Annotated in this window: 21 protein-coding genes; 13 read left to right on the plus strand and 8 right to left on the minus strand. The window is 44.7% G+C overall.

What is annotated here, in order from left to right; genetic code table 11:
• Positions 1-60: 60 nt before the first annotated feature.
• Positions 61-1,134, minus strand: coding sequence for a hypothetical protein (locus QZW47_RS03505; protein WP_293123975.1), 1,074 nt, complete (start codon positions 1,132-1,134; stop codon positions 61-63).
• A gap of 393 nt (positions 1,135-1,527) precedes the next feature.
• On the opposite strand from QZW47_RS03505, the gene QZW47_RS03510 reads away from it, so the two are divergent.
• Positions 1,528-2,142, plus strand: a complete 615-nt coding sequence (locus tag QZW47_RS03510) for a Uma2 family endonuclease (RefSeq protein WP_293123978.1) — start codon at positions 1,528-1,530, stop codon at positions 2,140-2,142.
• A gap of 146 nt (positions 2,143-2,288) precedes the next feature.
• Here the strand turns inward: QZW47_RS03510 and QZW47_RS03515 are convergent, their stop codons facing one another.
• From QZW47_RS03515 to QZW47_RS03525, 3 genes are all read right to left on the minus strand, one after another.
• Entirely contained in the window at positions 2,289-3,248 is a 960-nt protein-coding gene (locus tag QZW47_RS03515) for a shikimate dehydrogenase (RefSeq protein ID WP_293123981.1), read from the minus strand.
• An 848-nt stretch (positions 3,249-4,096) separates the two neighbouring features.
• Positions 4,097-5,473, minus strand: a complete 1,377-nt coding sequence (locus tag QZW47_RS03520) for an ATP-binding protein (protein WP_293123984.1) — start codon at positions 5,471-5,473, stop codon at positions 4,097-4,099.
• A gap of 733 nt (positions 5,474-6,206) precedes the next feature.
• Entirely contained in the window at positions 6,207-6,896 is a 690-nt protein-coding gene (locus QZW47_RS03525) for a type 1 glutamine amidotransferase domain-containing protein (protein ID WP_293123988.1), read from the minus strand.
• 222 nt (positions 6,897-7,118) lie between these two features.
• Between QZW47_RS03525 and QZW47_RS03530 the strand changes: the two genes are divergently transcribed.
• Complete coding sequence (locus QZW47_RS03530) at positions 7,119-8,006, plus strand: LysR family transcriptional regulator (RefSeq protein ID WP_293123991.1); 888 nt, start codon at positions 7,119-7,121, stop codon at positions 8,004-8,006.
• Between the two features lie 179 nt (positions 8,007-8,185).
• Here QZW47_RS03530 and QZW47_RS03535 read toward each other — a convergent pair whose 3' ends face one another.
• Positions 8,186-10,984 carry a phycobilisome rod-core linker polypeptide gene (locus QZW47_RS03535; protein ID WP_293123994.1) on the minus strand — a complete coding sequence of 933 codons (2,799 nt, stop codon included), beginning with the start codon at positions 10,982-10,984 and terminating at the stop codon, positions 8,186-8,188.
• A 633-nt stretch (positions 10,985-11,617) separates the two neighbouring features.
• On the opposite strand from QZW47_RS03535, the gene QZW47_RS03540 reads away from it, so the two are divergent.
• Together QZW47_RS03540 and QZW47_RS03545 are read left to right on the plus strand one after the other, a co-directional pair.
• Positions 11,618-12,802: a bifunctional 2-polyprenyl-6-hydroxyphenol methylase/3-demethylubiquinol 3-O-methyltransferase UbiG gene (locus QZW47_RS03540; RefSeq protein WP_293123998.1), complete on the plus strand. Its 1,185-nt coding sequence runs from the start codon at positions 11,618-11,620 to the stop codon at positions 12,800-12,802.
• A 454-nt stretch (positions 12,803-13,256) separates the two neighbouring features.
• Complete coding sequence (locus QZW47_RS03545; protein WP_293124001.1) at positions 13,257-14,018, plus strand: hypothetical protein; 762 nt, start codon at positions 13,257-13,259, stop codon at positions 14,016-14,018.
• Positions 14,019-14,498: 480 nt separating this feature from the next.
• On the opposite strand, the gene QZW47_RS03550 is transcribed toward QZW47_RS03545, so the two are convergent.
• From QZW47_RS03550 to moaA, 3 genes are all read right to left on the minus strand, one after another.
• Positions 14,499-14,795: an XRE family transcriptional regulator gene (locus QZW47_RS03550; protein ID WP_293124004.1), complete on the minus strand. Its 297-nt coding sequence runs from the start codon at positions 14,793-14,795 to the stop codon at positions 14,499-14,501.
• A complete protein-coding gene (locus tag QZW47_RS03555) occupies positions 14,792-15,136 on the minus strand; it encodes a type II toxin-antitoxin system RelE/ParE family toxin (protein ID WP_293124007.1) in 345 nt (114 codons plus the stop codon). Before QZW47_RS03555 ends, QZW47_RS03550 begins: the two co-directional genes overlap by 4 nt.
• A 94-nt stretch (positions 15,137-15,230) precedes the next feature.
• The gene (gene moaA, locus QZW47_RS03560; RefSeq protein ID WP_293124010.1) at positions 15,231-16,220 is read right to left on the minus strand and encodes a GTP 3',8-cyclase MoaA; all 990 of its coding nucleotides are present in this window, start codon (positions 16,218-16,220) and stop codon (positions 15,231-15,233) included.
• 473 nt (positions 16,221-16,693) lie between these two features.
• Here moaA and QZW47_RS03565 point away from each other — a divergent pair, with 473 nt between their 5' ends.
• The 9 genes from QZW47_RS03565 (at position 16,694) to atpA (ending at position 24,037) form a co-directional block, all read left to right on the plus strand.
• The gene (locus tag QZW47_RS03565) at positions 16,694-17,146 is read left to right on the plus strand and encodes a nitrate reductase associated protein (protein WP_293124012.1); all 453 of its coding nucleotides are present in this window, start codon (positions 16,694-16,696) and stop codon (positions 17,144-17,146) included.
• A 112-nt stretch (positions 17,147-17,258) separates the two neighbouring features.
• Positions 17,259-18,548, plus strand: a complete 1,290-nt coding sequence (locus QZW47_RS03570) for a hypothetical protein (protein ID WP_293124015.1) — start codon at positions 17,259-17,261, stop codon at positions 18,546-18,548.
• A 350-nt stretch (positions 18,549-18,898) separates the two neighbouring features.
• Positions 18,899-19,360 (plus strand): ATP synthase subunit I, encoded by a 462-nt coding sequence (locus QZW47_RS03575; RefSeq protein WP_293124018.1) that lies wholly within the window; start codon positions 18,899-18,901, stop codon positions 19,358-19,360.
• A gap of 54 nt (positions 19,361-19,414) precedes the next feature.
• Entirely contained in the window at positions 19,415-20,173 is a 759-nt protein-coding gene (gene atpB / locus QZW47_RS03580) for a F0F1 ATP synthase subunit A (RefSeq protein ID WP_293124021.1), read from the plus strand.
• A gap of 131 nt (positions 20,174-20,304) precedes the next feature.
• Positions 20,305-20,550 (plus strand): ATP synthase F0 subunit C, encoded by a 246-nt coding sequence (gene atpE / locus QZW47_RS03585; protein ID WP_242717122.1) that lies wholly within the window; start codon positions 20,305-20,307, stop codon positions 20,548-20,550.
• Between the two features lie 97 nt (positions 20,551-20,647).
• Entirely contained in the window at positions 20,648-21,133 is a 486-nt protein-coding gene (locus tag QZW47_RS03590) for a F0F1 ATP synthase subunit B' (RefSeq protein ID WP_293124404.1), read from the plus strand.
• 87 nt (positions 21,134-21,220) lie between these two features.
• Positions 21,221-21,748, plus strand: a complete 528-nt coding sequence (locus QZW47_RS03595) for a F0F1 ATP synthase subunit B (protein ID WP_293124031.1) — start codon at positions 21,221-21,223, stop codon at positions 21,746-21,748.
• Positions 21,749-21,751: 3 nt separating this feature from the next.
• Positions 21,752-22,297 carry an ATP synthase F1 subunit delta gene (atpH, locus tag QZW47_RS03600; RefSeq protein WP_293124034.1) on the plus strand — a complete coding sequence of 182 codons (546 nt, stop codon included), beginning with the start codon at positions 21,752-21,754 and terminating at the stop codon, positions 22,295-22,297.
• Positions 22,298-22,519: 222 nt separating this feature from the next.
• Positions 22,520-24,037, plus strand: a complete 1,518-nt coding sequence (gene atpA / locus QZW47_RS03605) for a F0F1 ATP synthase subunit alpha (RefSeq protein WP_293124037.1) — start codon at positions 22,520-22,522, stop codon at positions 24,035-24,037.
• Positions 24,038-24,216: the final 179 nt, after the last annotated feature.

Below are 24,216 nucleotides of genomic sequence, written 5' to 3' on the forward strand. Positions count from 1 at the left end.
TTAATTGACTACTAACTCTCTGTCTCCCAGGAATACGGCTTGTTTTAATTTGGCAAAGTTTTACTTACTTTCTTTTTCGCTGTTGTCCTCTTTTTTTGCGATCGCTGGTTTTGATTTGGTCACTGTCTTAGTTTTTTTGCTTTCAGTTGATGTTTTTTTATTTGGAGTTTTTTTCTTTGCATCTGATTTGGTCTTCTGATCTTCTTGTTGTGTTTTTTCTTTCCGTAGCGCCATATCTAATAACTTTCCTCTCGGGCTAGAAAGATAAGAAATAAACCATTCTTTGAAAATCTCAAATTTTTGTCTGTCGCCAAATTGAACAAGAGGAATAGTCAACAATTCTCCGTGTCTCGCAAAATATATTCCGATGTTTTCAATTGGTTTGTCATCTGGATTACTATTTACACCACCAATAAGTGATAAAATATAATACCCTAAAATTTGGTCAAGATAATTTCTGTCTAGTTTAAGATTTTTAGTTACTTTTATGTCAATTAGAGTATTGTCAATAATCAGATCGGCATCTGCACCACGAACTAAGCTTGAGCCTGCACCAAACGTTGGATTCAAATAGCATTTGTCTTTTGCTTGGAAGTTTTTATCGTCAAGAAGTGAAATGAGTGATTTTATATCTTTGATATCTTCATACTTGTAATTGTCGAAATTTTCATCGATAAGACCTGCTCTATAAAATCCATCAAGTTTCGCAAGAAAAATTGTATTGCCAATTAATTCATCAGTTATCTGTCCATTGTCAACATAATTATTATAATTAATCTTTGTCTGTTCATATTGATCGGTAATGATTCCTAAAAGGTCTGATTTTTCAAATAGTTTGTCACCACGAAAGCCTGTCACTACTTCTCCTGTTGTTGACTTTAAATGTAAAGATAGCTTTTTAAATGAATCATCTGCAACCCAAGAATTTCTTTGAATACAAGTGTCTTTATTGTGGTACTGTAAATAAAAGCGAAGTAAATAGTCAAAAGCTGTTCCAACAATTCCATAATTAGTTGTCAATGGCGGTGCTTTAAGTTCCGCCTTTAACTTAAAAGATGGTGTTAAAAATTCTGTCTTGAATTTGTCTCGAAGTTCTTGATTATTTCGATCTGACAAGATTGATGTTAAACTCATAAATTGTCTCTGTTAAGTTTTGATTATTGAAGATGCTTGACTAGCTGTGAGAGGCTTGATCATTCAAATAATAACACAATCTGACGCAGGTTAGTAAATTTTATAATCCCAAACCCCAAGAGCGCTCGCCACGGTCTGATTATTTTAGAAACAGGCGATCGATCGCTCAAATAAGCAACGAAATCGAACCTGTCTCGCTTACCGAATTGATGGCAAAATGTCAAGGTTCGCAAGCCGACTTTTTCACAGCAATACAATCCTTAGAAAGACGGGGAATGATAGCAAGATCGACCTGTGAAGCTGAAACCGTTTTCACGATGCAGCCTGTGTTAAAACAGTATGTTAAAATAGTTGCAGGATAGTCTTAAAAATATAGATAAATGAGAATCAACCATGACCACAACTCCTACCCAACTTAAGAAAAACCTCAGTTTTGAGCAATTTGTCAAGCAACTTCCCGACGAAGAAGGCCGCTATGAACTTGTTAATGGAGAGATTGTGAGAATATTACCCATAAGATTGCACGAGACTCTGGCTGAATTTCTTTCAGATACTTTCAAAGACGAAGTGAGAAGACTCAAGCTCAACTACTGGGTATCTGGCAGAATTATGGTGAGGACTTTAACCTCAAATGGTAGAGAACAAGGCCGCCATCCTGATGTTAGTGTAATAGATAAAACTCTATGGGAATCGAAGCCTTTCGCCCACTCAGCCATAACTGAACCGCTGCAATTAGTTGTAGAAGTTGTATCGACAAATTGGGAAGATGATTATATTGACAAGCTGGATGAATATCAGCGCCTGGGAATTCCTGAATACTGGATTGTAGATTATTTAGCTTTGGGGAGTCGCGATTATTTGGGTAATCCGAAAGTACCTACAGTTTTTGTTTACTTGCTTGATGAAAATGGCGTTTATAAAATGACTGCTTTCCGAGGAAATGAGCGAATTATTTCCCGGACTTTTCCAGAATTAGCCCTGACAGCAGAACAAGTATTGGATGTGTAAAAAAGCGATCGCTCTTTATTGTCATCAAAAAGTCCGTGAAGGGTAGCTATAGCTGTTCGCGAATTTCCCGCCTTAATTACTTAAGTTGACTCTTCTAAAAAGCATCGCCTTGTTTGAGGCCACAGCTAATTTTTCCACAACAGGCATTAGTCTAAACCTAAATGCTCCCGCAAGGCTTGGCGCATCACATCGACGGGGACTGATTCTGTGTCGAGCCAAATTTTTAAGGCGGCTGCTCCTTGTTGAACTAGCATTTCGAGTCCGTCAATGGCTCGCGCCCCCCGAAGCTGTGCATCTTTGAGAAATTGAGTAGGATTCGGGGTGTAAATTAAATCGTAGACGATCGCACCTGCGGAAATTCGATCGAGCGCAACAGCAGAAACCGGCGACTTTTCCCCGTGCGGGTACATCCCTACAGGCGTAGTGTTCACCAGCAAATCCGCCTGCGACATTAACATTGACAAATTATCCCAAGTATGCACCTGCAAATTCTGCACCGGCATCGGAGAAGTTACCCAACTGTCATGAAATTCTGCTAAATTTTGGGCGTTGCGGCCGACAACGTGAATTTCTGCACATCCCAATTGAGCGCATCCAGCCACAACAGCCCTCGCCGCCCCGCCATTCCCCAAAATTACCGCTACTTTCTGACTCCAATCGGAACCCCCCCTAGCGGTAGCTTGGTAAAGGGGGGAATCAGAGCTTTCTAAGGCTGGTCGATCGTCTTCAGCCCCCCCTGAGCAAGGGGGAGTTGGGGAAGTTTGCAGCGGCGCGAGAAAGCCTTCTACGTCGGTATTTGTGCCGCACCAACCTTTGTCAGTTCGATAGACTGTATTGACTGCGCCGATCGCCCGGGCGATCGGAGAAACATCCGCCAGCAGCGGTAAAATGGCTTGTTTGTGAGGAATCGTGATGCTAAATCCCCGAAGGTCGATCGCCCCAAACCCTACAAGAGCAGCTTTTAAGTCCTGTGGTTTGACCGGCAATGGGAGGTAAACAAAATCGACTCCCAAATGGGCAATAGCAGCATTGTGCATCGCCGGCGACAGAGAATGTGCGATCGGATGACCAATTACTCCGAGCAGTTTAGTAGTGCCTTTAATCATAGTTGACAGTTGACAGTTGACAGTTGACAGTTGACAGTTGACCGCAGGAATAAGGAAGTATCTAACTAATTTTTGTTTATTTATTGTACTGCTTTTTCTACCATTTTTTGAAAAAATACTCAATAAACTTCAATCAAATTATTGATTTTGTTGCAACTAACATCATAATCTAGTAAATATTGTTCTCAATGAATGCAGTGCCAAGGATTTAGGGTAACTTGCAGCAGACAATCGTCCGCTGCGACGGTTCCAGAAAATAATAATCTTGGTTTCTAGTGAGGAAGGCGAGTTATCAGAAATTGATGCGGACTAAAGTCCTCACTACAAACCTAGTTAATTTGGCGTCTTGGTTTCTAGTGCGGAGGGCGAGTTATTAGAAATTGATGCGGACTAAAGTCCTCACTACAAACCTAGTTAATTTGGCGTCTTGGTTTCTAGTGCGGAGGGCGAGTTATTAGAAATTGATGCGGACTAAAGTCCTCACTACAAACCTAGTTAATTTGGCGTCTTGGTTTCTAGTGCGGAGGGCGAGTTATTAGAAATTGATGCGGACTAAAGTCCTCACTACAAACCTAGTTAATTTGGCGTCTTGGTTTCTAGTGCGGAGGGCGAGTTATTAGAAATTGATGCGGACTAAAGTCCTCACTACAAACCTAGTTAATTTGGCGTCTTGGTTTCTAGTGCGGAGGGCGAGTTATTAGAAATTGATGCGGACTAAAGTCCTCACTACAAACCTAGTTGTTTTGGCGTCTTGGTTTCTAGTGAGGAAGGCGAGTTATCAGAAATTGATGCGGACTAAAGTCCTCACTACAAACCTAGTTGTTTTGGGGTGTTGAATTTTTGACAATTTAAAGCTGTTGCGCCGCATCTTCTGTTTCCTGAAACTCCTTTGCATCAGCTAAAATCGGATTAACATCAAACCAGTAATCTTCGCCGTAACGGTACTCAAAAACCCAAAGACTGCGTAACAAAATTTGATACTTAGTTTCCCCGCTGACAGTTTTGGTAGCAAATACTTGGCGCAGCAATTTCCACTCATCGGGTTCGATCGCTAAACTAAGCTGGTGGCGCCGTTGGACAATCACGTTTTCCAAAGTTTCCCGCGACAGAGGAGGGTCTTGTTTTTGCAGACAGCTATAGAGTAGTTGTAGCAAATTGCGGACATGACCACCGCTAACTCGACAAAGGCGATCGAGAGTTTCCCCGGAATCGAAAATTTTGCCAACCAAAGCGTAACGCCCAGAAGGCTGCACCGTCGGAAAAGCCCGCGCTAGAACCATCTGGCGCAGCAATTCGATACCCTCTGCACACTCAGAAGCGTCGCTCAACTGCACGGGAACCATCGGTAAAACCTTCGGATCGACCCCGAAACGGTTGGTAAGCTGGCCCAAATCGTTAGAGAAAATCAGCACCAAAGGAATTGTATACACGACATGGCAATTTAGTCTTGCCAACTGCTCCCCGCGATCGACAAACAGATATTCCGGCTGCATCCGCCCCGTTGGTTTGGTGCACAGGTGGATGCGATCGAGATTGTCGATAATTACCACAAGTCCCTGTTTCCCTTGGCGCTTTAATTCTTGATTTGCCGGTTCGAGCAACTCCTTATTGAGCGCATCTAAAATTACATTAGTCCGCGGCTCCAAATATTGCCGCAACTCCGATCGCAAATTCGGAGCATCTTTCGCCTTAGCAGTAATTTTGCCAATTCCCAAAGACAAAGAAAACTCTCCCTCAGTGCTAGCATTGAATTCACCCAAACCGGGGACATTAGCTTCAGCCTTCAAATCTATTTGAGTTTGAAAAACATCAGCAACCCCCTTGAGCAAAGCTTTAAAACCCGTCGGTTGCAGCTTGATTTTCATTTTCTCAATACTTTCGCTCACCTGACGAGCCACGCTCAACAAAATGTCAGTGATATCGACATCAGCCATGTCTAAGTCTTTACTCGACTCAAAATAAACCACATGAAATCCTTGCTCCTGCAATTGAGCTTGCAGGCGCAGCAATTCTGTGGATTTACCCGAGCCGATGTGACCGGTGAATAATTGACAGGTAGGTGAGTCGGGCGACAAACGGCTGATGGTGCGCTCCAATTGTTCTACGATTGTCCCGCCCCGCACAGAGGAAAAATCGATATAATATTGTCTGTCTTCTGCATTGGCTACAGCCAGGGTGTAGCTGGGATTGCAAGCTTTATAAAATTTCTGTAAATTTAGTTCCATACCCTGTTCTCTCTTTCAAAAAAATATGCCCTAATAGCTTCTTCATTTAGCTATTGTATGAATCCGAACAAATTGCCCGTTGATTCTGATGTTTTATTTTGCGGTCAATATCTCGATCTAGGTCATACCATCTGAGATTTAATAATTATAAACTGGGAGCTTACAAGCGAGTTACATTTTTTCGTGAAAGTCATATCATTCTTCTTGAAATCATCTGCGTTTATCTCCGTCTATCTCCCTGACATCTACGGTTTTCTCCTAAATCCCAAGATTATGCAATTCAAGTCTCGTTTTGTTAAAAAAATTGCCTAAAAAAGGAACTATTACCTATTGACTCTGCTTGAATCTTGAGCTATATTATTAGATAATAGAAGTGGTAACTTTAAAATTATTTTTTCCACTATTCCCATTATCTAATGATACTTCACAGAAATCTCAAAGTCAAGCTTTGAACCAGAAAAAAAAGGCGTTTTTTTTTTATTCAATCAAAAAAAATATTTTTGCCATAACTAATTCTCGATTAAGTTGAATAAGTTGAAAATGAGCAGGAATATTCTGAGAGTCAAATCATTTCCCGTGTCCGAAAGGAGAGCATCTGTTTATGCCGATCGCGAATTTGGCGATTTAAAATCAAAGACGAATAGTTAGCGGTAATGTTCTCGACTAAAAGCAGCTATTTGAATACGGTTAACCGAATGTAGAAAGGGCGGACAATTGCAGCCGCCCCGATCGATTATTTAGTCAGTAGATTTTGCATCAATTCTACCATTCGTTCGCCTACACCTGCGGCGGAAGCTGGGTTTTGGCCTGTGACGAGTCTCTCGCTCGCCACCACACAAACCTCAAAATTAGGAACCTTGGTAAACTTCGCCCCGCGTTCGATTAATGTTGACTCCAGCAAAAACGGCACTATCTCAGTCAATCCCACAGCGGCTTCCTCTTCATTAGTAAAAGCACTCACAGTCTTGTTAGCAACCAGGTATTTGCCATCAGATAACTTAATATTGACTAACGCGGCCGGCCCATGACAGACAGCACCCACAATTCCGCCTGCTTCATAAATAGCAGCCGCCATCTGGGCCAGTCGATCGTTATCAGCAAAATCCCACATCGTCCCATGTCCGCCAGCATAGAAAATAGCACCGTATTGTGCCGGATCAATTTGTGCCGGATTAAGCGTATTTTCGACTCGCAAAACCTGCTCGGAATCGTCTAGGAAAGCCTTATTTAGGGGGTCTTCCAAATCAATCCCAACCATCGGGGCTTTGCCGCCTTTGGGACTAACAAAATCTACGGTTAATCCAGCCCGAGTAAAAGCATCCAACGGGTGCGTCACCTCTGGAAGATAAAAACCAGTTTCTTTGCCAGTATCGCCCAGTGTATCGTGGCTGGTTAAAACAATCAGAACTTTTTGGCTAATCATAGTTTATGGCTTTTGCTGTCAGGTGTCTTTGTCTCTGTTGTTTCACTCTAGGTCGAATTCATCTAAAATACAAATTATAAAATTTTAGAGCTGGTATAAATCTATTTATACCAAAAACCCAAGCTACAGGATGTTCTAAATTGCTGAAACCATTGCCCTAAATTGCATTTCCCTCTTCCCTCTTCCTTCTTCCTTCTTCCTTCTTCCTTCTTCCTTCGGCATATGATTAACTTTGAGTGGTATCGCAGCTTTATCGAGGTTTATCGGGTGGGAACAGTATCGGGTGCCGCCCAAGTTCTCCACCTCACCCAACCGGCTGTCAGCCAACACGTCGCAGCATTGGAGTCAGCTTTGGGGAATCCCTTATTTCAAAGGACTCCGAGGCGAATGCTTCCTACAGAAGCGGGACAACGACTGTATACTCAAGTTGCTGGTGCGATCGAGAAACTGGAATCAGTTCCCCACAAAAACTCAACAGCCGAAACTCCGCAAACCATTAGAATCGGTACGCCGCCAGAATATTTTACCGAACGAATGCTCGATCGACTCCCTAGGGACGATCATCGCACTTTTTACACAGTACAATTTGGCTTAACATCAGAATTAATCCCACAACTCAAAGCCGGAAAACTCGACATCGTAATTGCCACACAAAAAATTACTTTATCCGATATAGAATATCAATTATTGTTCGAGGAGACTTTTTGGCTTGTCGGCCCGCCCAATCTAGAAATTCCGATTGCTGAAGGCATCAGCCAAGCAGACTTAAATCCCCTCGCTCAATGGCTGCTAACCCAACAATGGATTGCTTACAGCGAAGAATTGCCGATCGCCCGCCGCTTTTGGCGCGTCGTATTTGGCAGAAGAATCGACGTTCAACCCAAACTAATAATTCCCGATTTAAGAGCAATTAGACAAGCCGTTGCATCAGGATTTGGCTTCAGCATTCTTCCCGACTACTTGTGTGAAGATTGGGTCAAAGAAAATCGATTGACACTTGTGCTTAAACCTGAACAGGCTGTTACTAATCGCATTTTTCTGGCTTTTAGGAAATCTGAAAGACAGTTGCCAAAAATCAAACGGATGCTAGAATTATACCAACTTGAATAAATTAATTCGCGATCGCCCATCCCTCACTTCCCTTTCATCCCTCACTCTGCGCCCTCTGCGGACTCTGCGGTTAAAAACATCCAAATCATACAAAAAAAGGGCTAGCAATAACGCCAGCCCTTCAACTAATTTGAGATATTAAATCACAACTAATTTAACATCTCAAACCTCAACAAAATCTAGCTTCTGTCAGTAACAGCTACTGGCTCAAAGCTCGGAACCACCAACTCACCATTCTGCTTAGTGAGCTGATTGTAAAGCCGTTCTGTATTGGGGAAATTCGCAGCAGGTAGAGTCGGGAAGCGGCGGTAAGGAACAGTATCCTCGCCAAAGGCTTCGGCATATTCAACGCTGTTCAACATCGCGTTGATAAAGCCCTTAATCCCTTTACTTGCCAAGATTTGGTTGTACGTCCGAATCTCCGCTTGATTGCGGGGAGCGCGGCCCAAGAAGTGCTTCGTTCCCAACTCAATCACCTTAGTATTGGGGTAAGGTGCGTAGAATTGTTTGACGTACAGTGGTGAGCAACCCAAAGACTCAATGAACTCCTTGAGATTGATTTCATTGTTACCCAGTTTGCTTTCCAGAGCCGTGAATTCATTCTTCACATACGCATTCATGTCACGCTCAAAAACTTGACGGTAAGCAGCTTGAATTAAAGTTTTCAAAGCTACTTTGTCGTTAGTTCCAGTCAGCTTGAACACCTTAGTTTGTTCGCGCCGCTTGCTGACACCTTGAGCGAGGCGATTTTCCAGCTCGATATCGCCGAGATTGCTCGCAACACCCAATTCGATAAACCGAGGTGTTTCTGTCGCCGGCTCAACATTGACCTTTTTCTCACCAAAGGAGCTCGATCGCATCGTCCGCATCGACAAACCAGCGGGAGTCACATAACGCTCGTAGGGAACAGTATCTTCCCCGAAAGCTTCGTTGTACTCCATGCTGTCCATGATGCCATCGACTAGCGCGTAGAAACCTTTCTTAGCGCAAATGTCGAAGTAAGCGTTCATTTCCTGACGGCCGTAGGTAGGGCGTCCCAACAGTCGGCGGTGGATGTACTCGATCGCCTTACAAACGTAGAGCTTGCTCCAGTACATATTGCGGAACACATCAGACTTCGCCAACATCCGAATAAACTCGCGCATCGGAATATCGCCGTTTTCCAGCTTAATTTCCGCCACCTTTTGGCGCTGGCCGTCGAACACATCGCGACCGAACACTTGCAGGTAAGCAGCCCGAATCACAGCTTGCGTCGAGCTTTCGGTAAATTTGACACTAGAAGCACTGCTGTAACTGCTTCCCGAACCACCGCGGCCTGTGGCTTTTTTGGGAGCAATGTAGCCACCTGGCAACTGGTCTAATTTAAAGACCTTGGGGCCGAGAGAGCCTGGAGCCTTACCACGGGCATCCGGGTTGCTGAGTTGGTTTTCAATACCTGCACCTTGACGGATCAGGATGCGGCGAGTGTCCTTACCGAAGGGAGCGGGACGGCTCTTGGGGTTGCGAGTTTCTTTCGGGAAAATCGCGCCGAACTGAATTTCTAAGGGGTCGTTACCAACGCCGTAAACGTGCTGGTCGGGTAGCGGCTGAGTGTAGCCGGCAAACAAGGTGATGAACTGAGGAACCTTGCGGAACGGAGCGCTGAAATTGAACAAATCAATTTGCGGGCCCCAGTTGCGGCATTCCTGAGCTTCTTGACCCAAACCACGCAGGTAAGGTACTGTTTCTTCGCCGAAGTAGTCGGCATATTCCTGGGAATAAACCATTGCGTCTACGAGGGCTGCTAGGCCGCCTTTGGTGACGATCGCAAAATACTTGCTAAATTCTTCTCGCGAGCTCAGACCGCGGCCTAGGAAGTGGCGGGCGGCCAGTTCTACAGCGCGACTGTTGACAAATGGTTCGTAGAATTGTTGGCGGTACAGAGGAGATTTACCCAAACGGCGGATAAACTCTTTCATCGTGATTTCGCCGTTTTTGACCTTAGATTCGAGGTCAGAAATGCTTTGGCTGTAAGCGCGGGTAATGTCGCGCTCGAATACTTGGCGGTAAGCTGCTTTAACTATTTCTTGCTTTTCGCTCGAAGACAGACCGGTTTTCATCGCGAATTTCGATCGTCTCTCGGCCGCGTTGAAGTAAATTTGAGGCAGTTGCAGCCCTTGTTGGTCTTTGCTTTCGCGCTGGCGCACCTTGTCTGAAGGTGTGGGAGCTTTGAATTCAGTAATTGCTACGTCAAAATACTGTGCAACGATCGTCCGTGCTGCTTCATCATTCTTGAAATAATTCAAGGATGCAGCCTTCATTTCCTGCATTGCCACAATTGTAGCTGCCGAAGAACAAGCATTTTCGATAATTTCCCGCAATCCGCGGACGTTTACCGAAATAATGTTCGGGTCGCCAGCGACAATCGCGTAGGTAATGTAGCGCAAAAACCAGCTCAAATCCCGCAGAGATTTGGTCATATTGCTCGGGCCGTAGCGCGAGACATTAATCGGCTGAAATCCTGGTGGGATTGGGCCACCACCACCACCGCCGTTAGTCGAAAACAGATTTCCCAAGCCCAGGAATCCGCCACCACCACCTGAAGCTTTGCTGCCGCCACCGCCGCCTGCGCGACCTTCAACATAGGTAACAGTTCCGAGTTTCATGCCTTCAGAGACATTCACATTTCCAGAACCGCCGCGACTCGCGCCAGCCACAGCCATCATAGGTTCTGCTGGTCTTTCCAAAAATGCCAGCGGGGAACCGCCGACAAAAATCCGGTTGGCTGCACGGGATACAATCAGTTCCGAGTTTCTGGTCAGCGTCTCAGAAATCGTGATCCGAAGAGCACCGGAACTGAAATAAGTTGCCAGTTCGCTCAGTTCGCCCCGCTGTAGGAAGCGGTCTTGCTGTTCAGCTTGCGAAATCGTTGCGACTGGTACAGTTTGATATAGTTGCGGACGTGCAACTGAGCTTCCACCACTTGCTTTTACAGTCATTAGACTCCTTCGCTCCCTATCTAAATCGTTACAGCATTTACCCAGACTAACCTTGCCTTCTCATGCAGGTAAAATTAGGTATTGTTGCTTTGTTTACTTTTTGCCTTGACCTGTCACGAGGTTAGGGCGCTTACTTTCTTAGATTAAAATGTTTTGGTTTCATCTTTCGTCCTGCCGGGAAATGTCCGACCCGAAGACACCGACGGGGCACTTCCTCCGCGCTTGCTTCGCCCGTACATTCCTGGAAAAAATACAAAGGCAGGATAGCTGACGAGTAAACGATCGCAGCAAGTGCCGTCAATTCAGGAAAAAGAAAATCCAAAATTTTCTTCTGCCTGTTTCTGGGCTTTTTACTTTCTGCTCAAAGACGACTCCGCTTTACCCGAAAGCTCAGCGGTTGGTTATTGACAGTCCTCGTTTGTTAAAAAGTCTGCCGAGATTTATTGTATAGATTTAAGAGTGCGTATATGAGAAAAAATGATAAGTTTTATTACGCACAAGCTGTCAGCCGATTTGAGATTTGAGATTTGAGATTTTAGATTGAGTCCAACGAAGCAAGAGGAGTGCAGCGCGTAGCGCCGTTTTGTCGTAACTCATGGCAATATCAAAATTCACGCACTATTGTGTCACCTTATGGATACTACGCCCGATATCAGCGCTGCCGTGCGACGGCTGTACGATACTTTCCCTTTCCCGCCCGATCCGTTGTCTGACGAACCGCCCCCTGGCTACAACTGGCGCTGGAGTTGGCCTGATGCTTACAATTTTTGCACCGGCCAAAAGCCACAAAGACTGGATATTCGGATTTTAGACGCTGGCTGCGGCACAGGTTCGAGTACGGATTATCTGATTCACCTTAACCCAGAAGCTGCGGTAACGGCGATCGACCTAAGTTCCGGTGCTTTGAAGGTAGCACAAGAACGCTGTCGCCGATCTGGTGCGCGCGAAGCCGATTTTCGCCACCTCAGCATCTACGATGCCGATCGACTCGAAGGCGAGTTTGATTTGATCAACTGCGTGGGAGTGTTGCACCACTTACCCGATCCGATTCGGGGCATTCAAGCACTGGCGGCGAAGTTGGCTAGCGGCGGTTTGATGCACATTTTTGTGTATGCTGAACTCGGCCGCTGGGAGATTCAATTGATGCAAAGGGCGATCGGGCTTTTGCAAGGCAAGCAAAAAGGCGACTATCCCGATGGAGTCAAAGTCGGCCGTCAAATCTTTGATTCACTACCAGAAAATAACCGCCTTGTCAAGTACGAAAAACAGCGCTGGGCGGGAGAAAATCAGCGAGACGAATGTTTTGCAGATATGTACGTTCACCCGCAGGAAATTGACTACAATATCGAGACTTTGTTCGAGTTAATCGACGCTTCGGGATTAGAATTTATCGGTTTCTCAAATTCGGGATATTGGCAGTTAGATCGACTGTTGAGTAAAGCACCGGAGTTGATGGAAAGAGCTCAGGGTTTGACGGAACGAGAGCTTTATCGATTAATTGAATTGTTGGATACTGAAATCACTCATTACGAGTTTTTCTTGGGTAAAAAGCCGATTCATAAAATTGATTGGTCGGATGATAAGGCGCTTTTGGCTGCAATTCCAGAGTTGAGTGCTTGTATGCACGGTTGGCCGAGTCAACAAGTGTTTGATTGCAACTACCATTTGGCAAATTTGTCAAGTGCCGAGTTTGAATTTTTGCAAGGTTGCAATACCAGAAGTGTGGGAGAGATTTTGGCGGATGTGGAGATGGGACTGGATGAAGTGCGATCGATCTTATCCAAACAGCTAATTTTGCTAACTCCGGGTAAAATCTAATTCGTAGGGTGCGTCAGTTCGCGTAATTCCCGCTAAAAACCGAAAATATCCGAACTGACGCACCGTTAAGTCGTAGTCATAGGGTGCGTCAGTTCGCGTAATTTCCGCTAAAAATCGATAATCTCCGAACTGACGCACCTCACAAATTTCAGTTACTAACTCCGGGTAATATTAAATCTAAAATAGTACAATATGTCAAAAAAAATGATAAAAAATAAGTGTTATATTTATTTTTTCAACGATTGTGTTGGGTGCGTCGCTCAGAAATTATCTATCTTTTGTTAGGGATTTTCGACGGCGACGCACCCTACAGCTACTGAAACATCTATAAAAAAAGCTAGGTGGGGAAACTACAATTTCCCTGCCTATAGCTTGTAACCCTTGGAAAATCGTTGTTGTGATATGTAAACACTTTATGTGATATATTAAATTTTTTGAATATTTCAGAGGCATTATGGGAGAAGCAAAACGCAGAAAAGAAGCGCAAGCTCGTGGTATTTCAGCAGTACCTCGGAGCAAAATTTTTTCCAAAGTTGAAAAAATTTTTGCAAGACTTCGTGAAGAAGCCGCTTGCGATGGAGATTTTAAATTGCAACAAGCTCGCGAACAATCACCATTATTGGCTGAAATGTGGCTTCGTATGCTTGCTTTTGTTAAACTCGCACAAGCTGGTAGTATTACAAAAACGGAAGCCGTAACTTTTTGGATAACTTATTGGGAAGAAGATATTATTAATATATTGGGGCAAATAGACATTAGGCTTCCAGAGCATTGGTATTGGCTAACTCGTATAACTGGTTTAGGTATGTTAGCCATAAAAGAATTGTGTAATTGTTTAGGGAATTATTTTGAGGATTTTACGAAAGAGATAACACAACTTGTTTCTATTGGAGAAACAACAATAGACATAGCAACAGCTTTTCATAATAACAATATTATTTACTGGGGAGAAAGCTTAATAATTCACAAAGGTAAGGATACTTCCAACGGCAAGGGAGAATTAATGATAGCAGTAAAACATTCAAGCGGGTGTTGGAATTATTACCCATCTTGTGACAATCTAACCATTCCTTTATCCGATTATAAAAAGGCGAAGTTAGCATTAGAGAAATTTCCAGAACCTTTAAAAGGCGAATTAATGCACTCTCGATCTGGTAAACTTGCAGAAGTGTTGGGATTAACAATTAAGGATAATTACGCCTATCTAATTAAATAAAATCGAGGTTAGAACCGTGGCAGCGGTGCGAGTTACTTTCAGAGAGAGTTGGGTTTGGCTTCGCTCAACCCAACCTACGAATAAGTACATAAATGACCGATTGCACTAAAGACAATTACCCGCAGATTTGAAACATTGTGCGGCTGTGATCGCCTTTCCCTAATTTATCGCACGTTTAAGTAAAATGTAATTCGTAGGGTGCGTCAGTTCGCATGATTCCCGCTAAAAATCGACAATCTCCGAACTGACGCACCTCACTAAGTTCATTTACCAACTTCGGGTAATATCAAATCTAAAATAGTACAAGTTATCAAAAATATTGCTTCCCAAAAAGTGTTTTATTTTGCAACGATTGGGCAAGGTGCGTCGCTGTTAGATAGTCGATATTTTTTTGGCTATTTTAGACGGCGACGCACCCTACAGCTACTAACAACGGGTAAAATGTAATTCGTAGGGTGCGTCTGTTTGGATAATTTCCGCCTAAGCTACCTTGGGGCAAATTTCGACTTTGACAGTCAAGCCTACTTTGTTGAGCATTGCAATCAAAATGTCAACGGAAAACTGCCCAATTTTACCTTCAGTTAGAGCTTTGATTCGATCGTTCGATTGTTGGAGATGTTGAGCGGTTTGATCGATAGTCCAACCGCGCTCTTGAATCTGATGGATCAGGGCGAGCATTAATTGCGATCGGATTAGTAAGTTATCAGCTTCTTCGGCTGAGAATCCGAGGTCTAGAAAGATATTATCGGCGGCTTGAGTAATAGTATTTTCGCTCATTGTTCCGGCTCTCTTGAATTTAAACGATTTTGTAACAACTCTTGGTAGCGTTTCTGGCCAACTTCAATATTTTTCTTGGCTGTCTTCTGAGTTTTCTTTTGGAAGGCATGGAGAACATAAATAGCTTCTTCAAATCTAGCAATATAGAAAACCCGATAGGCATTTTCTGTCCGAATCCGAATTTCTTCAACGCCTTTACCTACGATCGACATCGGTTTAAAGTCCGGTGGTTGTATGCCCTGCTGGAGAGTCCAAAGTGAAAAACCGGCTTCTTTTCGGGCATCTTCAGGAAGAGATTGGATTTCTTCGCGGGCCGCGCCAACCCACCGAATCGGTTTCATGGTCATCGAGTTTGTTGAGAATCGAATACTGTGACAATTATACTCAAGTATTGCCTTAAATATTTTATGTCTTCAGCGCTCTGTGTCGCTTAGTTTACCCGCCGATTTGAGACATTGTGCGGCTGTAATTCCCGGCGTTAGTTCCCGAATCCCGCTGTTTGAAATTAATCTCCGGTTTAATATCTAATATTTGCTGTACTCGATCGCGCAATTCGCCCGTAGACACCCCATCCCGCAGAGCAGTTTTCAAGTCAATTTGCCCCGTTTCGTTCAGCAGACAAGGCCGCAGCCACCCGTCAGCAGACAAACGCATCCGGTTACAGCGATCGCAAAAACACTCAGACATTTGACTGATAAACCCTAAAGTGCCCTTCGCCCCGGGAATTTGAAACACATCCGCCGGCCCGTTTCCGCGCACTCCCGACTCGCCTAAGCCGTATTTTTCCTCAATTTGCCGCCGCAATTCGGCTGATGCTACCCAACCTTTATCGCCAAATAAGTCACCATTCCCGATCGGCATAAACTCAATAAAACGAACGTGCCAATTCCGGTTAATTGTTAACTCTGCCAACTCCAATATTTCGCCATCATTCACACCAGGAATCACCACAACATTCAATTTAAGCGGGTCAAATCCTACCTCATAAGCCGCTTGAATTCCCTGCCAAACCTGCATCCAGCGCGATCGTCCCCGACTACCAATTATCTTATCAAAAGTCTCCGGTTCCAAAGAATCCAAACTAATATTAATCCGGCGCAAACCAGCATTGTAGAGATTTTCTGCCATTGGGGCGAGCAAAAATCCGTTAGTTGTCATTGACAAATCTCGCGTTTCGGGCAAAGATGCGATCGACCTTACCAACTCCACCACCCCAGGCCGCAGCAGCGGTTCCCCTCCCGTCAAGCGAAACTTGGTAAATCCCACGGGTATGAAAACTTCCCGCAGCAGAGTTAGCAATTCCGAGTGAGTTAACAACTGCTGCTGCAATACATAGTCCAACTCGCTTCCTTCCGGCATACAGTAGAGACAGCGGAAGTTGCAGCGGTCTATCAAACTAATCCGGAGGTAGTCTACGGGATTCATATAAATACTGTATAATATTACTCAAGTATAAATCCTGATTCAAATTTCTGCAATTATTGATAGAAATCAAAAAACCTGCATCGATTACTCTCTCTTCTCTTACTCTGCGCTCTCTGCGCCCTCTGCGGTAAAAAAAATCTATCTAATTAGCAAATAAATACTGCATAATATTACTCAAGTATAAATCCTGATTCAAATTTCTGCAATTATTGATAGAAATCAAAAAACCTGCATCGATTACTCTCTCCTCTCTTACTCTGCGCTCTCTGCGCCCTCTGCGGTAAAAAAAAATCTATCTAATTAGCAAATCAATACTGTATAATATTACTCAAGTATAAATCCTGATTCAAATTGCTGCAATTATTGATAGAAATCAAAAAACCTGCATCGATTACTCTCTCCTCTCTTACTCTGCGCTCTCTGCGCCCTCTGCGGTAAAAAAAAATCTATCTAATTAGCAAATCAATATATCTATGACATTCTTTAAATTTGAAGCCGATTTTGTAGAAGCCCTGCGCTGCATTCCAATGCAAGTACGCCTCAAGTTAGATACTTGCGGCATTAAACTCAAGCTACAAGATTGGAATCATTTTACTCAAACAGAACGCCAAACACTTGTAGAGCTTCCTTGTTTGACAAGTCCAGAAATTCTCCAATATCGAGAACAGCTAAACCAAGTATTAATTAAAGAGACTGGAAAACCGGGAACTGATTTGGCTGTTGATGAAAATCCCCCCTGGATGGATGCTGCAACTATACCGGAGTCGGTTTCTGCAAAAGCGCAAGAACTCGGCGTGACAATTACTTTGGCACAGTGGGCGAGTTTGCAGCCCCTACAGCGGTTTGCTTTGATTAAGCTTAGTCGATCGAGCCACGAGAATAAAAACTTCATCCCGGCTGTTCGAGAATTTCATATCATTGAATAATCCCGGCAAGTTGATTTAAAATTTCTCGGTTATACTGCTTTCTGCGGTACTCTTTGCCAAACCTATTTTGGCAAGTGCAATTTCCGTCACGCCAATTTTACTAAAACAGTTCATGACTAACAATGCTCAGTTTTTTGGTCCACTTCCCTACTTAGCTTTCAATAATCCATCGGCGGGAACTGCCATTAGCCCATTTAGCCCAGTAAGATTCACTTACTTTCATTTAGAAGACTTTGAAGACGGCGCTTTAAATACACCGGGCGTTGCTGTTCGTGAGTTTGCCACAACAAATATTGCAACAGCGTTCAGCGACTCGGTGGACGGCGATGACGGTGTGATTGATGGTCAGGCGAGAGGAAACACGAGCAGCTTATTCTCGAATTTCACAGTTAGCAGCTTTACCTTCGACTTTTCTGCTAATGCACTTGGGGGTAAATTGCCAACCCACGCTGGAATCGTCTGGACTGATATTGGCAGGAATGGTGGGGGCACACCCCTGTCTGCTGACCTCGTGAATAACACGTTCTTTGAGGGGTTTGGGCCATCTGGAGAGTCTCTGGGGGTGATCGGCCCTTTTTCGCTGGGTGATGAGAGTATTTCGCGTACTACCTCAGAAGATAGATTCTTTGGAGTGGTCAATCCAAACGGGATCTCATCAATTCGATTGTCCATGCCCGGTAAAACTAACTGGGAAGTCGATCATCTTCAATATGGTTTCACACCTGGAACGATTTCTCCTCTCCCCTACGGCCCCGATGGCGACTTCTTCAACCTTTCTATCAATGCCGATAACATTACCATCAATCCAGCTCAAGTCCGCAATCTCTCGGTTCGAGGTTTAGATGGAAACGACTTTATCCAAGGCTCGTCATCTGCCGATCGAATAAATGGCAATGCCGGCAGCGATACTATACTAGGAGGCGACGGCAACGATACGCTCTGGGGCGGTCGCGATAACGATCGCATCGAGGGCAACGCCGGCAATGACTCGATCGCTGGAAACCTCGGAAATGATACGCTCTATGGCGGTTCGGGTGATGACATTATCAGGGGCGGACAAAACAACGATGTGCTCTTTGGAGGAGAAGGTAACGACCAATTGGTAGGTGATTTCGGTAGAGACACTCTGACGGGTGAAGCTGGAAACGATCTGTTTGTACTGCGCGTGAATGCAGCCGCCTCTAGCGTATCTGAAGCCGATGTTATTGCCGATTTCACGTCTGGTCAAGATGCGATCGCCCTCACCAACGGACTTGCATTTGCAGGAATTGCCTTAGAGGCTTCCGGTAGCAATACAGCGATTCGGATTGTTGCTACCGGACAAATTTTAGGGGTGGTTACCGGAGTCCAACCTGCTGCTTTAAGCGCAGCCAACTTTACCACCTTGAATGGGGACTTTTAACTGTTATCAGTTATACCAATCCTCAAGCTGAATGCGGTGAAGTAGTTTTCTGAAATATTGAAAGTCGTTGGTCGCCGACTAAAAATTATGATGCGTTCAGTCGGTTCTGCCTTGTAACGCAGATAGGCAAGGAAGAGCCTCCAATTTATCCTTCGCCACGCGAGGCTCTTCCTGTGGACATCGGTTCCCAAGCTCTTCCTAGGAACCAGTAAAAAAAAGTTTCTGACTCATTCGACACCAAAACCTAAAAAAAATATTAATTTTATTTTAAGTATTGTTACCGCAGCGTGGTATGATTTTTCTGAGTTTGCAAAGCACTCGCCTGCTACCTGCATTAGTTTCTGAGCTTCGTGAACACGCAAAACACACCCACCGAACCCACACCAGCTTCCGAGGATATTCCTCAAGCTGGCACTGTCTCGACAGTCTCGACAGTCTCGTCCGAGACAAGCGATCCCATGCAAGACTTTTATCGCCTCCAACAAGAGTTGTTGGCGTACACCCTTGCTTTTACGGCGATTATTTTTATCTGCGTCTGGATTTTTTACTCCCTCAACGTAGCCCTGAACTATTTGCTAGGGGCAAGCACAGGTGTGGTTTACTTAAAGATGTTGGCTAGAGACGTTGAACGAATCGGCAGCGAAAATCAACGCATCAGCAAGACCAGGCTCGGTCTGTTTTTCGCGGTGATGATAGTAGGAACACAGTGGAATCAGCTACAGATTTTACCGATATTTTTGGGATTTCTGACTTACAAAGCTGCGCTGATGGTTTACGTGATCCGAAGTGCATTAGCACTAGACTACAGGTAGGTCAGGGAATGTAGCAAAACTCAACTCATCGATTTGTATGGGGAAGCCCGTTGAATGGCAATGCTTGACGTTCTAAACACCTTTAATCGTTTCGGGCTCGCCAAATTGGAAGTTGGCCAGCAATTGTACTGGCAACTCGGCAATCTGAAAGTGCACGGGCAGGTTTTTATAACCTCGTGGTTTGTAATTGCCGTTTTAGTCATAGTTTCTCTTTTAGGAACTAGCAAGATCCAGCGAATTCCCAGCGGAATGCAAAATTTTATGGAGTATGCGCTGGAATATATTCGGGACTTGGCTAAAAACCAAATTGGTGAAAAAGAATATCGCCCTTGGGTACCGTTTATTGGTACATTATTTCTGTTCATCTTTGTGTCAAACTGGTCGGGCGCTCTGATCCCTTGGAAGCTGATTAAGCTGCCATCGGGTGAGTTGGGAGCTCCTACCGCTGACATCAACACGACGGTAGCATTTGCACTGCTGACATCTTTGGCATATTTTTATGCAGGTCTCAGCAAAAGTGGCTTGGGGTATTTCGCCCACTATGTAGAACCGGTGCCTTTCATGCTGCCGTTCAAAATCATAGAAGATTTCACTAAGCCTCTGTCCCTGAGTTTCCGTTTGTTTGGCAACATTCTTGCTGACGAATTGGTGGTGGGAGTGCTAGTGTTGCTAGTGCCTTTATTTGTTCCTCTGCCAGTGATGGTTCTGGGACTATTTACCAGTGCAATTCAAGCTTTGATTTTTGCTACCTTGGCCGCAGCCTACATTGGTGAAGCTCTAGAAGGCGGTCACGGCGAAGAACACCACGATTAAATAACGATCGACTGCGTAGCGCATGAATGAGGAAAAAGAACATTTCCTCTCCTCAAACTTACTGCCGTCAAATCGGACAATTCAGTAGACTTTCTGCTCTCAATTTTGTACTTTAGATAAGGAAAATCATCATGGATTCAACAGTTGCCGCCGCTTCCGTAATTGCCGCCGCTTTGGCAGTAGGTTTAGCTGCAATCGGCCCTGGCATCGGTCAAGGAAATGCAGCAGGCCAAGCTGTAGAAGGGATTGCTCGTCAGCCGGAAGCAGAAGGCAAAATTCGCGGCACATTGCTGTTGAGTTTGGCGTTCATGGAAGCCCTGACAATTTACGGTTTGGTCGTAGCCCTCGTGCTATTGTTTGCCAACCCCTTCGCATAATAATTAGAAATTTTAGATTTGAGGTTTTGGCGATTCTAATCCAAAATCTCAAATCTAAATTCGATTGAGCGAATTAGATGGAAGCCGTCAAAAAATCATGATGCACTGGACAGTATTACTAGCAGTTGAAGAAGCGGCAAAAGAAGGGGGACTGTTTGATTTAGATGCTACGCTGCCTCTGATGGCGGTGCAGTTTTTGATTCTGGTCGCAGTCTTGAATGTAATTTTTTACAAGCCGCTCAGCAAGTCAATTGACGATCGCGCTGATTACATTCGCAACACCCAAATCGCTGCACAAGAACGCTTGGCAAAAGCTCAGCAACTAGCGCAGCAGTACGAGCAAAAACTGGGAGAAACTCGCAAGCAGTCTCAATCAGTAATTGTAGCAGCCCAAGCTGAGGCCCAAAAAATCGGCTCGGCAAAAGTAGCTGAGGCTCAACAAGAAGCTCAAGCCGCGCGAGAAAAAGCAGGACAAGAAATCGAGCAGCAAAAGCAAGAAGCCATGCGCTCGTTAGAACAACAAGTAGACGCTCTCAGCAGCCAAATTCTACAAAAGCTATTAGGGCCGTCGCTGGTCAAATAGCGAGACCGAAAATTTTTAGATTTGGGATGCAATCTCCAATCTAAGATCGGTTCACCCAATCTGCACGCGCAATTATGGAAGAGTATCATGGGGACTGTTTTATTGCTAGCCACAGAAGCTAGCGGCGAAGGTGGTTTCAGTTTAAATTTCGATATTTTAGAAACCAACCTGATTAACCTGGTCATTATTATTGCAGTGCTGTTTTATTTCGGGCGCGGCTTTGTAGGTAAAATCCTGACTGAGAGGCGTTCCGGCATCGAAGAGGCGATAAAAGAAGCAGAAAAACGCCAAAAAGATGCAGCAGCAGCTCTAGCAGAGCAACAGCAAAAATTGACTCAAGCCCAAGCAGAAGCGGAACGAATTCGAGCCGCTGCTGAAGAAACCGCAAAGAAGGCAAAAGAAGCAATTCTAGCTCAAGCGGCGCAGGACGTTGAACGCATGAAAGCAACAGCAGGTCAAGAGTTGGAAGCAGAGCGCGAAAGAGCGATCGCCCAACTGCGATCTGCCGTCGTATCTCTGGCAATGGCAAAGGTGGAAAGCCAGTTAAAAACTAGCTTGGACGACAGCGCTCAACACCAATTAATCGATCGCAGCATTGCGTTACTGGGAGGCTAAAACGTGAGTACAGTCAGCACAGAAGTCTTACAGCCTTACGCATCTGCCTTGATGTCACTGGCTCAGTCCAGCAATCTCTCAGAAAAGTTCGGCGAAGACATTCGTTCTTTACTTAGCCTGCTAGAAAGTTCGGAAGATTTACGTCAATTTTTAGGCAATCCGCTGATTCAACCGGATGCTAAAAAAGCCGTGATTCAGCAAATAGCGGGTGAAGAAATGAACCCCTTGATGCACAATTTTCTGAAGCTGTTAGTAGACAAAGGAAGAATTCTTTTTTTAGAAGGAATTGGTCAACAATACTTGGCAAGGCTCCGAGAACTCAACCAAACAGTATTGGCTGAAGTTACATCGGCAGTTCCGCTCTCAGATGCTCAACAGCAGACTGTACGCGAAAAAGTGCAGGCAATGACCAGCGCTCGAAACGTAGAAATTGAAACAAAAATAGACGCAGATTTAATCGGCGGTGTGGTAATCAAAGTAGGCTCTCAAGTAATTGATGCTAGCCTGCGGGGACAATTGCGCCGTCTGGGAATTCGCTTGAATTCCTAATTTAAATAAGCAGGAAGGGTTTGCCAGCGAGCCAGCCAGTTCGCCAGAATTCATTCTGGCGCTACACAGACACTCATCCGCCTCCGCGGATTGAAGATGTTTTAAATCTTGTCTAATTAGCAAGAGTTCGCCAGAATGAATTCTGGTGCTACACAGACACTCATCCGCCTCGGCGGATTGAAGAAAGAAAGAAAGAAAGAGTTCTGACACATAATAATTAACATGGCAGCAATCAGACCTGACGAAATTAGCAGCATTATTCGCCAGCAAATTGAACAGTACGACCAAGATGTAAAAGTCTCGAACGTCGGTACTGTTTTGCAAGTAGGCGACGGCATTGCCCGGATTTATGGCTTGGATAAGGCTATGTCCGGCGAATTGCTAGAATTTGCCGACGGCACTGTAGGTATCGCACTAAACCTCGAACAAGATAACGTTGGTGCAGTGTTGATGGGCCAAGGGCTTGGCATTCAAGAAGGTTCGGCAGTTACTGCTACTGGCAGAATTGCTGAAGTCCCCGTTGGTGAAGCAATGTTGGGCCGCGTAGTTGATGCTTTGGCACGTCCGATTGACGGTAAAGGCGAAATTAAAACTACTGAGACTCGCTTGATTGAATCTCCCGCACCTGGTATCGTTTCTCGCCGTTCTGTTTACGAACCGATGCAAACAGGGATTACCGCTATTGATGCGATGATTCCTGTGGGAAGAGGACAGCGGGAACTGATTATTGGCGATCGTCAAACAGGCAAAACTGCGATCGCGATCGACACAATCATCAACCAAAAATCGGAAAACGTAATTTGTGTGTATGTGGCGATCGGTCAAAAAGCCTCTACCGTAGCTAACATCGTCAACGTCCTGCAAGAAAAGGGCGCGATGGACTACACAATCGTCGTAGCAGCCAACGCTAGCGACCCCGCAACCCTGCAATACTTAGCACCTTACACCGGTGCTAGCTTAGCCGAGTATTTCATGTACAAAGGCCGGCACACTTTGGTCATTTACGATGACCTTTCCAAACAAGCACAGGCCTACCGCCAAATGTCCTTGTTGCTGCGCCGTCCTCCAGGTCGCGAAGCATATCCCGGAGACGTGTTTTATCTGCACTCTCGCTTACTAGAACGCGCTGCTAAATTGAGCGACGATTTGGGCGAAGGTAGCATGACAGCTTTGCCAATCATTGAAACCCAAGCTGGCGACGTTTCTGCTTACATTCCTACCAACGTAATTTCGATTACCGACGGTCAAATTTTCCTGTCTTCTGACTTGTTTAACTCTGGTTTGCGTCCGGCTGTAAACCCCGGTATTTCAGTATCGCGGGTAGGTTCGGCAGCTCAAACTAAGGCAATGAAAAAAGTAGCCGGTAAGGTGAAATTGGAATTGGCGCAGTTTGAAGAACTGGCAGCATTCTCTCAGTTTGCTTCTGACTTGGATAAAGCCACTCAGAATCAATTGGCTCGCGGACAACGCTTGCGCGAACTGTTGAAACAGCCGCAAAGTTCGCCTTTGCCAATGAACGAACAAGTGGCTGTAATCTATGCCGGTATTAACGGCTACATGGATGACATCCCGGTTGATAAAGTTACCAAGTTTACTGTTGGTTTGCGCGACTATTTGCGGACTAGCAAGCCGAAGTTCGGCGAAATCGTTCAAGGCGGTAAGGCTTTGACTGATGAAGCTGAGAAGCTGCTGAAAGAAGGCATCACAGAATACAAGCAAACTTTCTTGGTTTCTGCGTAATTAGTCATTAGTCATCAGTCATCAGTCATTAGTTATTAGTCATTAGTTATTAGTTAAGTAACTAATGATTGATGGCTAATGACTGAAAGCTAAAGTAAAGACGTTAAAAAATTACCAACTTAAAACTGATGGCTGGGAACTAAGAACTCAGAAATAAAAGCTAAGAAAAAAGGAGAAAG

Source organism: Microcoleus sp. bin38.metabat.b11b12b14.051 (assembly GCF_013299165.1).
Taxonomy (GTDB): domain Bacteria; phylum Cyanobacteriota; class Cyanobacteriia; order Cyanobacteriales; family Microcoleaceae; genus Microcoleus.

Excerpts from the sequence above, each read along its gene's own strand:
- atpE (WP_242717122.1), top strand. The coding sequence starts at position 20,305 with ATGGATTCAACAGTTGCCGCCGCTTCCGTAATTGCCGCCGCTTTGGCA.
- QZW47_RS03525 (WP_293123988.1), bottom strand. The coding sequence starts at position 6,896 with ATGATTAGCCAAAAAGTTCTGATTGTTTTAACCAGCCACGATACACTG.
- QZW47_RS03510 (WP_293123978.1), top strand. The coding sequence starts at position 1,528 with ATGACCACAACTCCTACCCAACTTAAGAAAAACCTCAGTTTTGAGCAA.
- QZW47_RS03590 (WP_293124404.1), top strand. The coding sequence starts at position 20,648 with ATGATGCACTGGACAGTATTACTAGCAGTTGAAGAAGCGGCAAAAGAA.
- QZW47_RS03565 (WP_293124012.1), top strand. The coding sequence starts at position 16,694 with ATGACATTCTTTAAATTTGAAGCCGATTTTGTAGAAGCCCTGCGCTGC.
- atpB (WP_293124021.1), top strand. The coding sequence starts at position 19,415 with ATGGCAATGCTTGACGTTCTAAACACCTTTAATCGTTTCGGGCTCGCC.
- moaA (WP_293124010.1), bottom strand. The coding sequence starts at position 16,220 with ATGAATCCCGTAGACTACCTCCGGATTAGTTTGATAGACCGCTGCAAC.
- QZW47_RS03545 (WP_293124001.1), top strand. The coding sequence starts at position 13,257 with ATGGGAGAAGCAAAACGCAGAAAAGAAGCGCAAGCTCGTGGTATTTCA.
- QZW47_RS03520 (WP_293123984.1), bottom strand. The coding sequence starts at position 5,473 with ATGGAACTAAATTTACAGAAATTTTATAAAGCTTGCAATCCCAGCTAC.
- QZW47_RS03570 (WP_293124015.1), top strand. The coding sequence starts at position 17,259 with ATGACTAACAATGCTCAGTTTTTTGGTCCACTTCCCTACTTAGCTTTC.
- atpA (WP_293124037.1), top strand. The coding sequence starts at position 22,520 with ATGGCAGCAATCAGACCTGACGAAATTAGCAGCATTATTCGCCAGCAA.
- QZW47_RS03515 (WP_293123981.1), bottom strand. The coding sequence starts at position 3,248 with ATGATTAAAGGCACTACTAAACTGCTCGGAGTAATTGGTCATCCGATC.
- QZW47_RS03505 (WP_293123975.1), bottom strand. The coding sequence starts at position 1,134 with ATGAGTTTAACATCAATCTTGTCAGATCGAAATAATCAAGAACTTCGA.
- QZW47_RS03555 (WP_293124007.1), bottom strand. The coding sequence starts at position 15,136 with ATGAAACCGATTCGGTGGGTTGGCGCGGCCCGCGAAGAAATCCAATCT.
- QZW47_RS03530 (WP_293123991.1), top strand. The coding sequence starts at position 7,119 with ATGATTAACTTTGAGTGGTATCGCAGCTTTATCGAGGTTTATCGGGTG.
- QZW47_RS03550 (WP_293124004.1), bottom strand. The coding sequence starts at position 14,795 with ATGAGCGAAAATACTATTACTCAAGCCGCCGATAATATCTTTCTAGAC.
- QZW47_RS03595 (WP_293124031.1), top strand. The coding sequence starts at position 21,221 with ATGGGGACTGTTTTATTGCTAGCCACAGAAGCTAGCGGCGAAGGTGGT.
- QZW47_RS03535 (WP_293123994.1), bottom strand. The coding sequence starts at position 10,984 with ATGACTGTAAAAGCAAGTGGTGGAAGCTCAGTTGCACGTCCGCAACTA.
- QZW47_RS03540 (WP_293123998.1), top strand. The coding sequence starts at position 11,618 with ATGGATACTACGCCCGATATCAGCGCTGCCGTGCGACGGCTGTACGAT.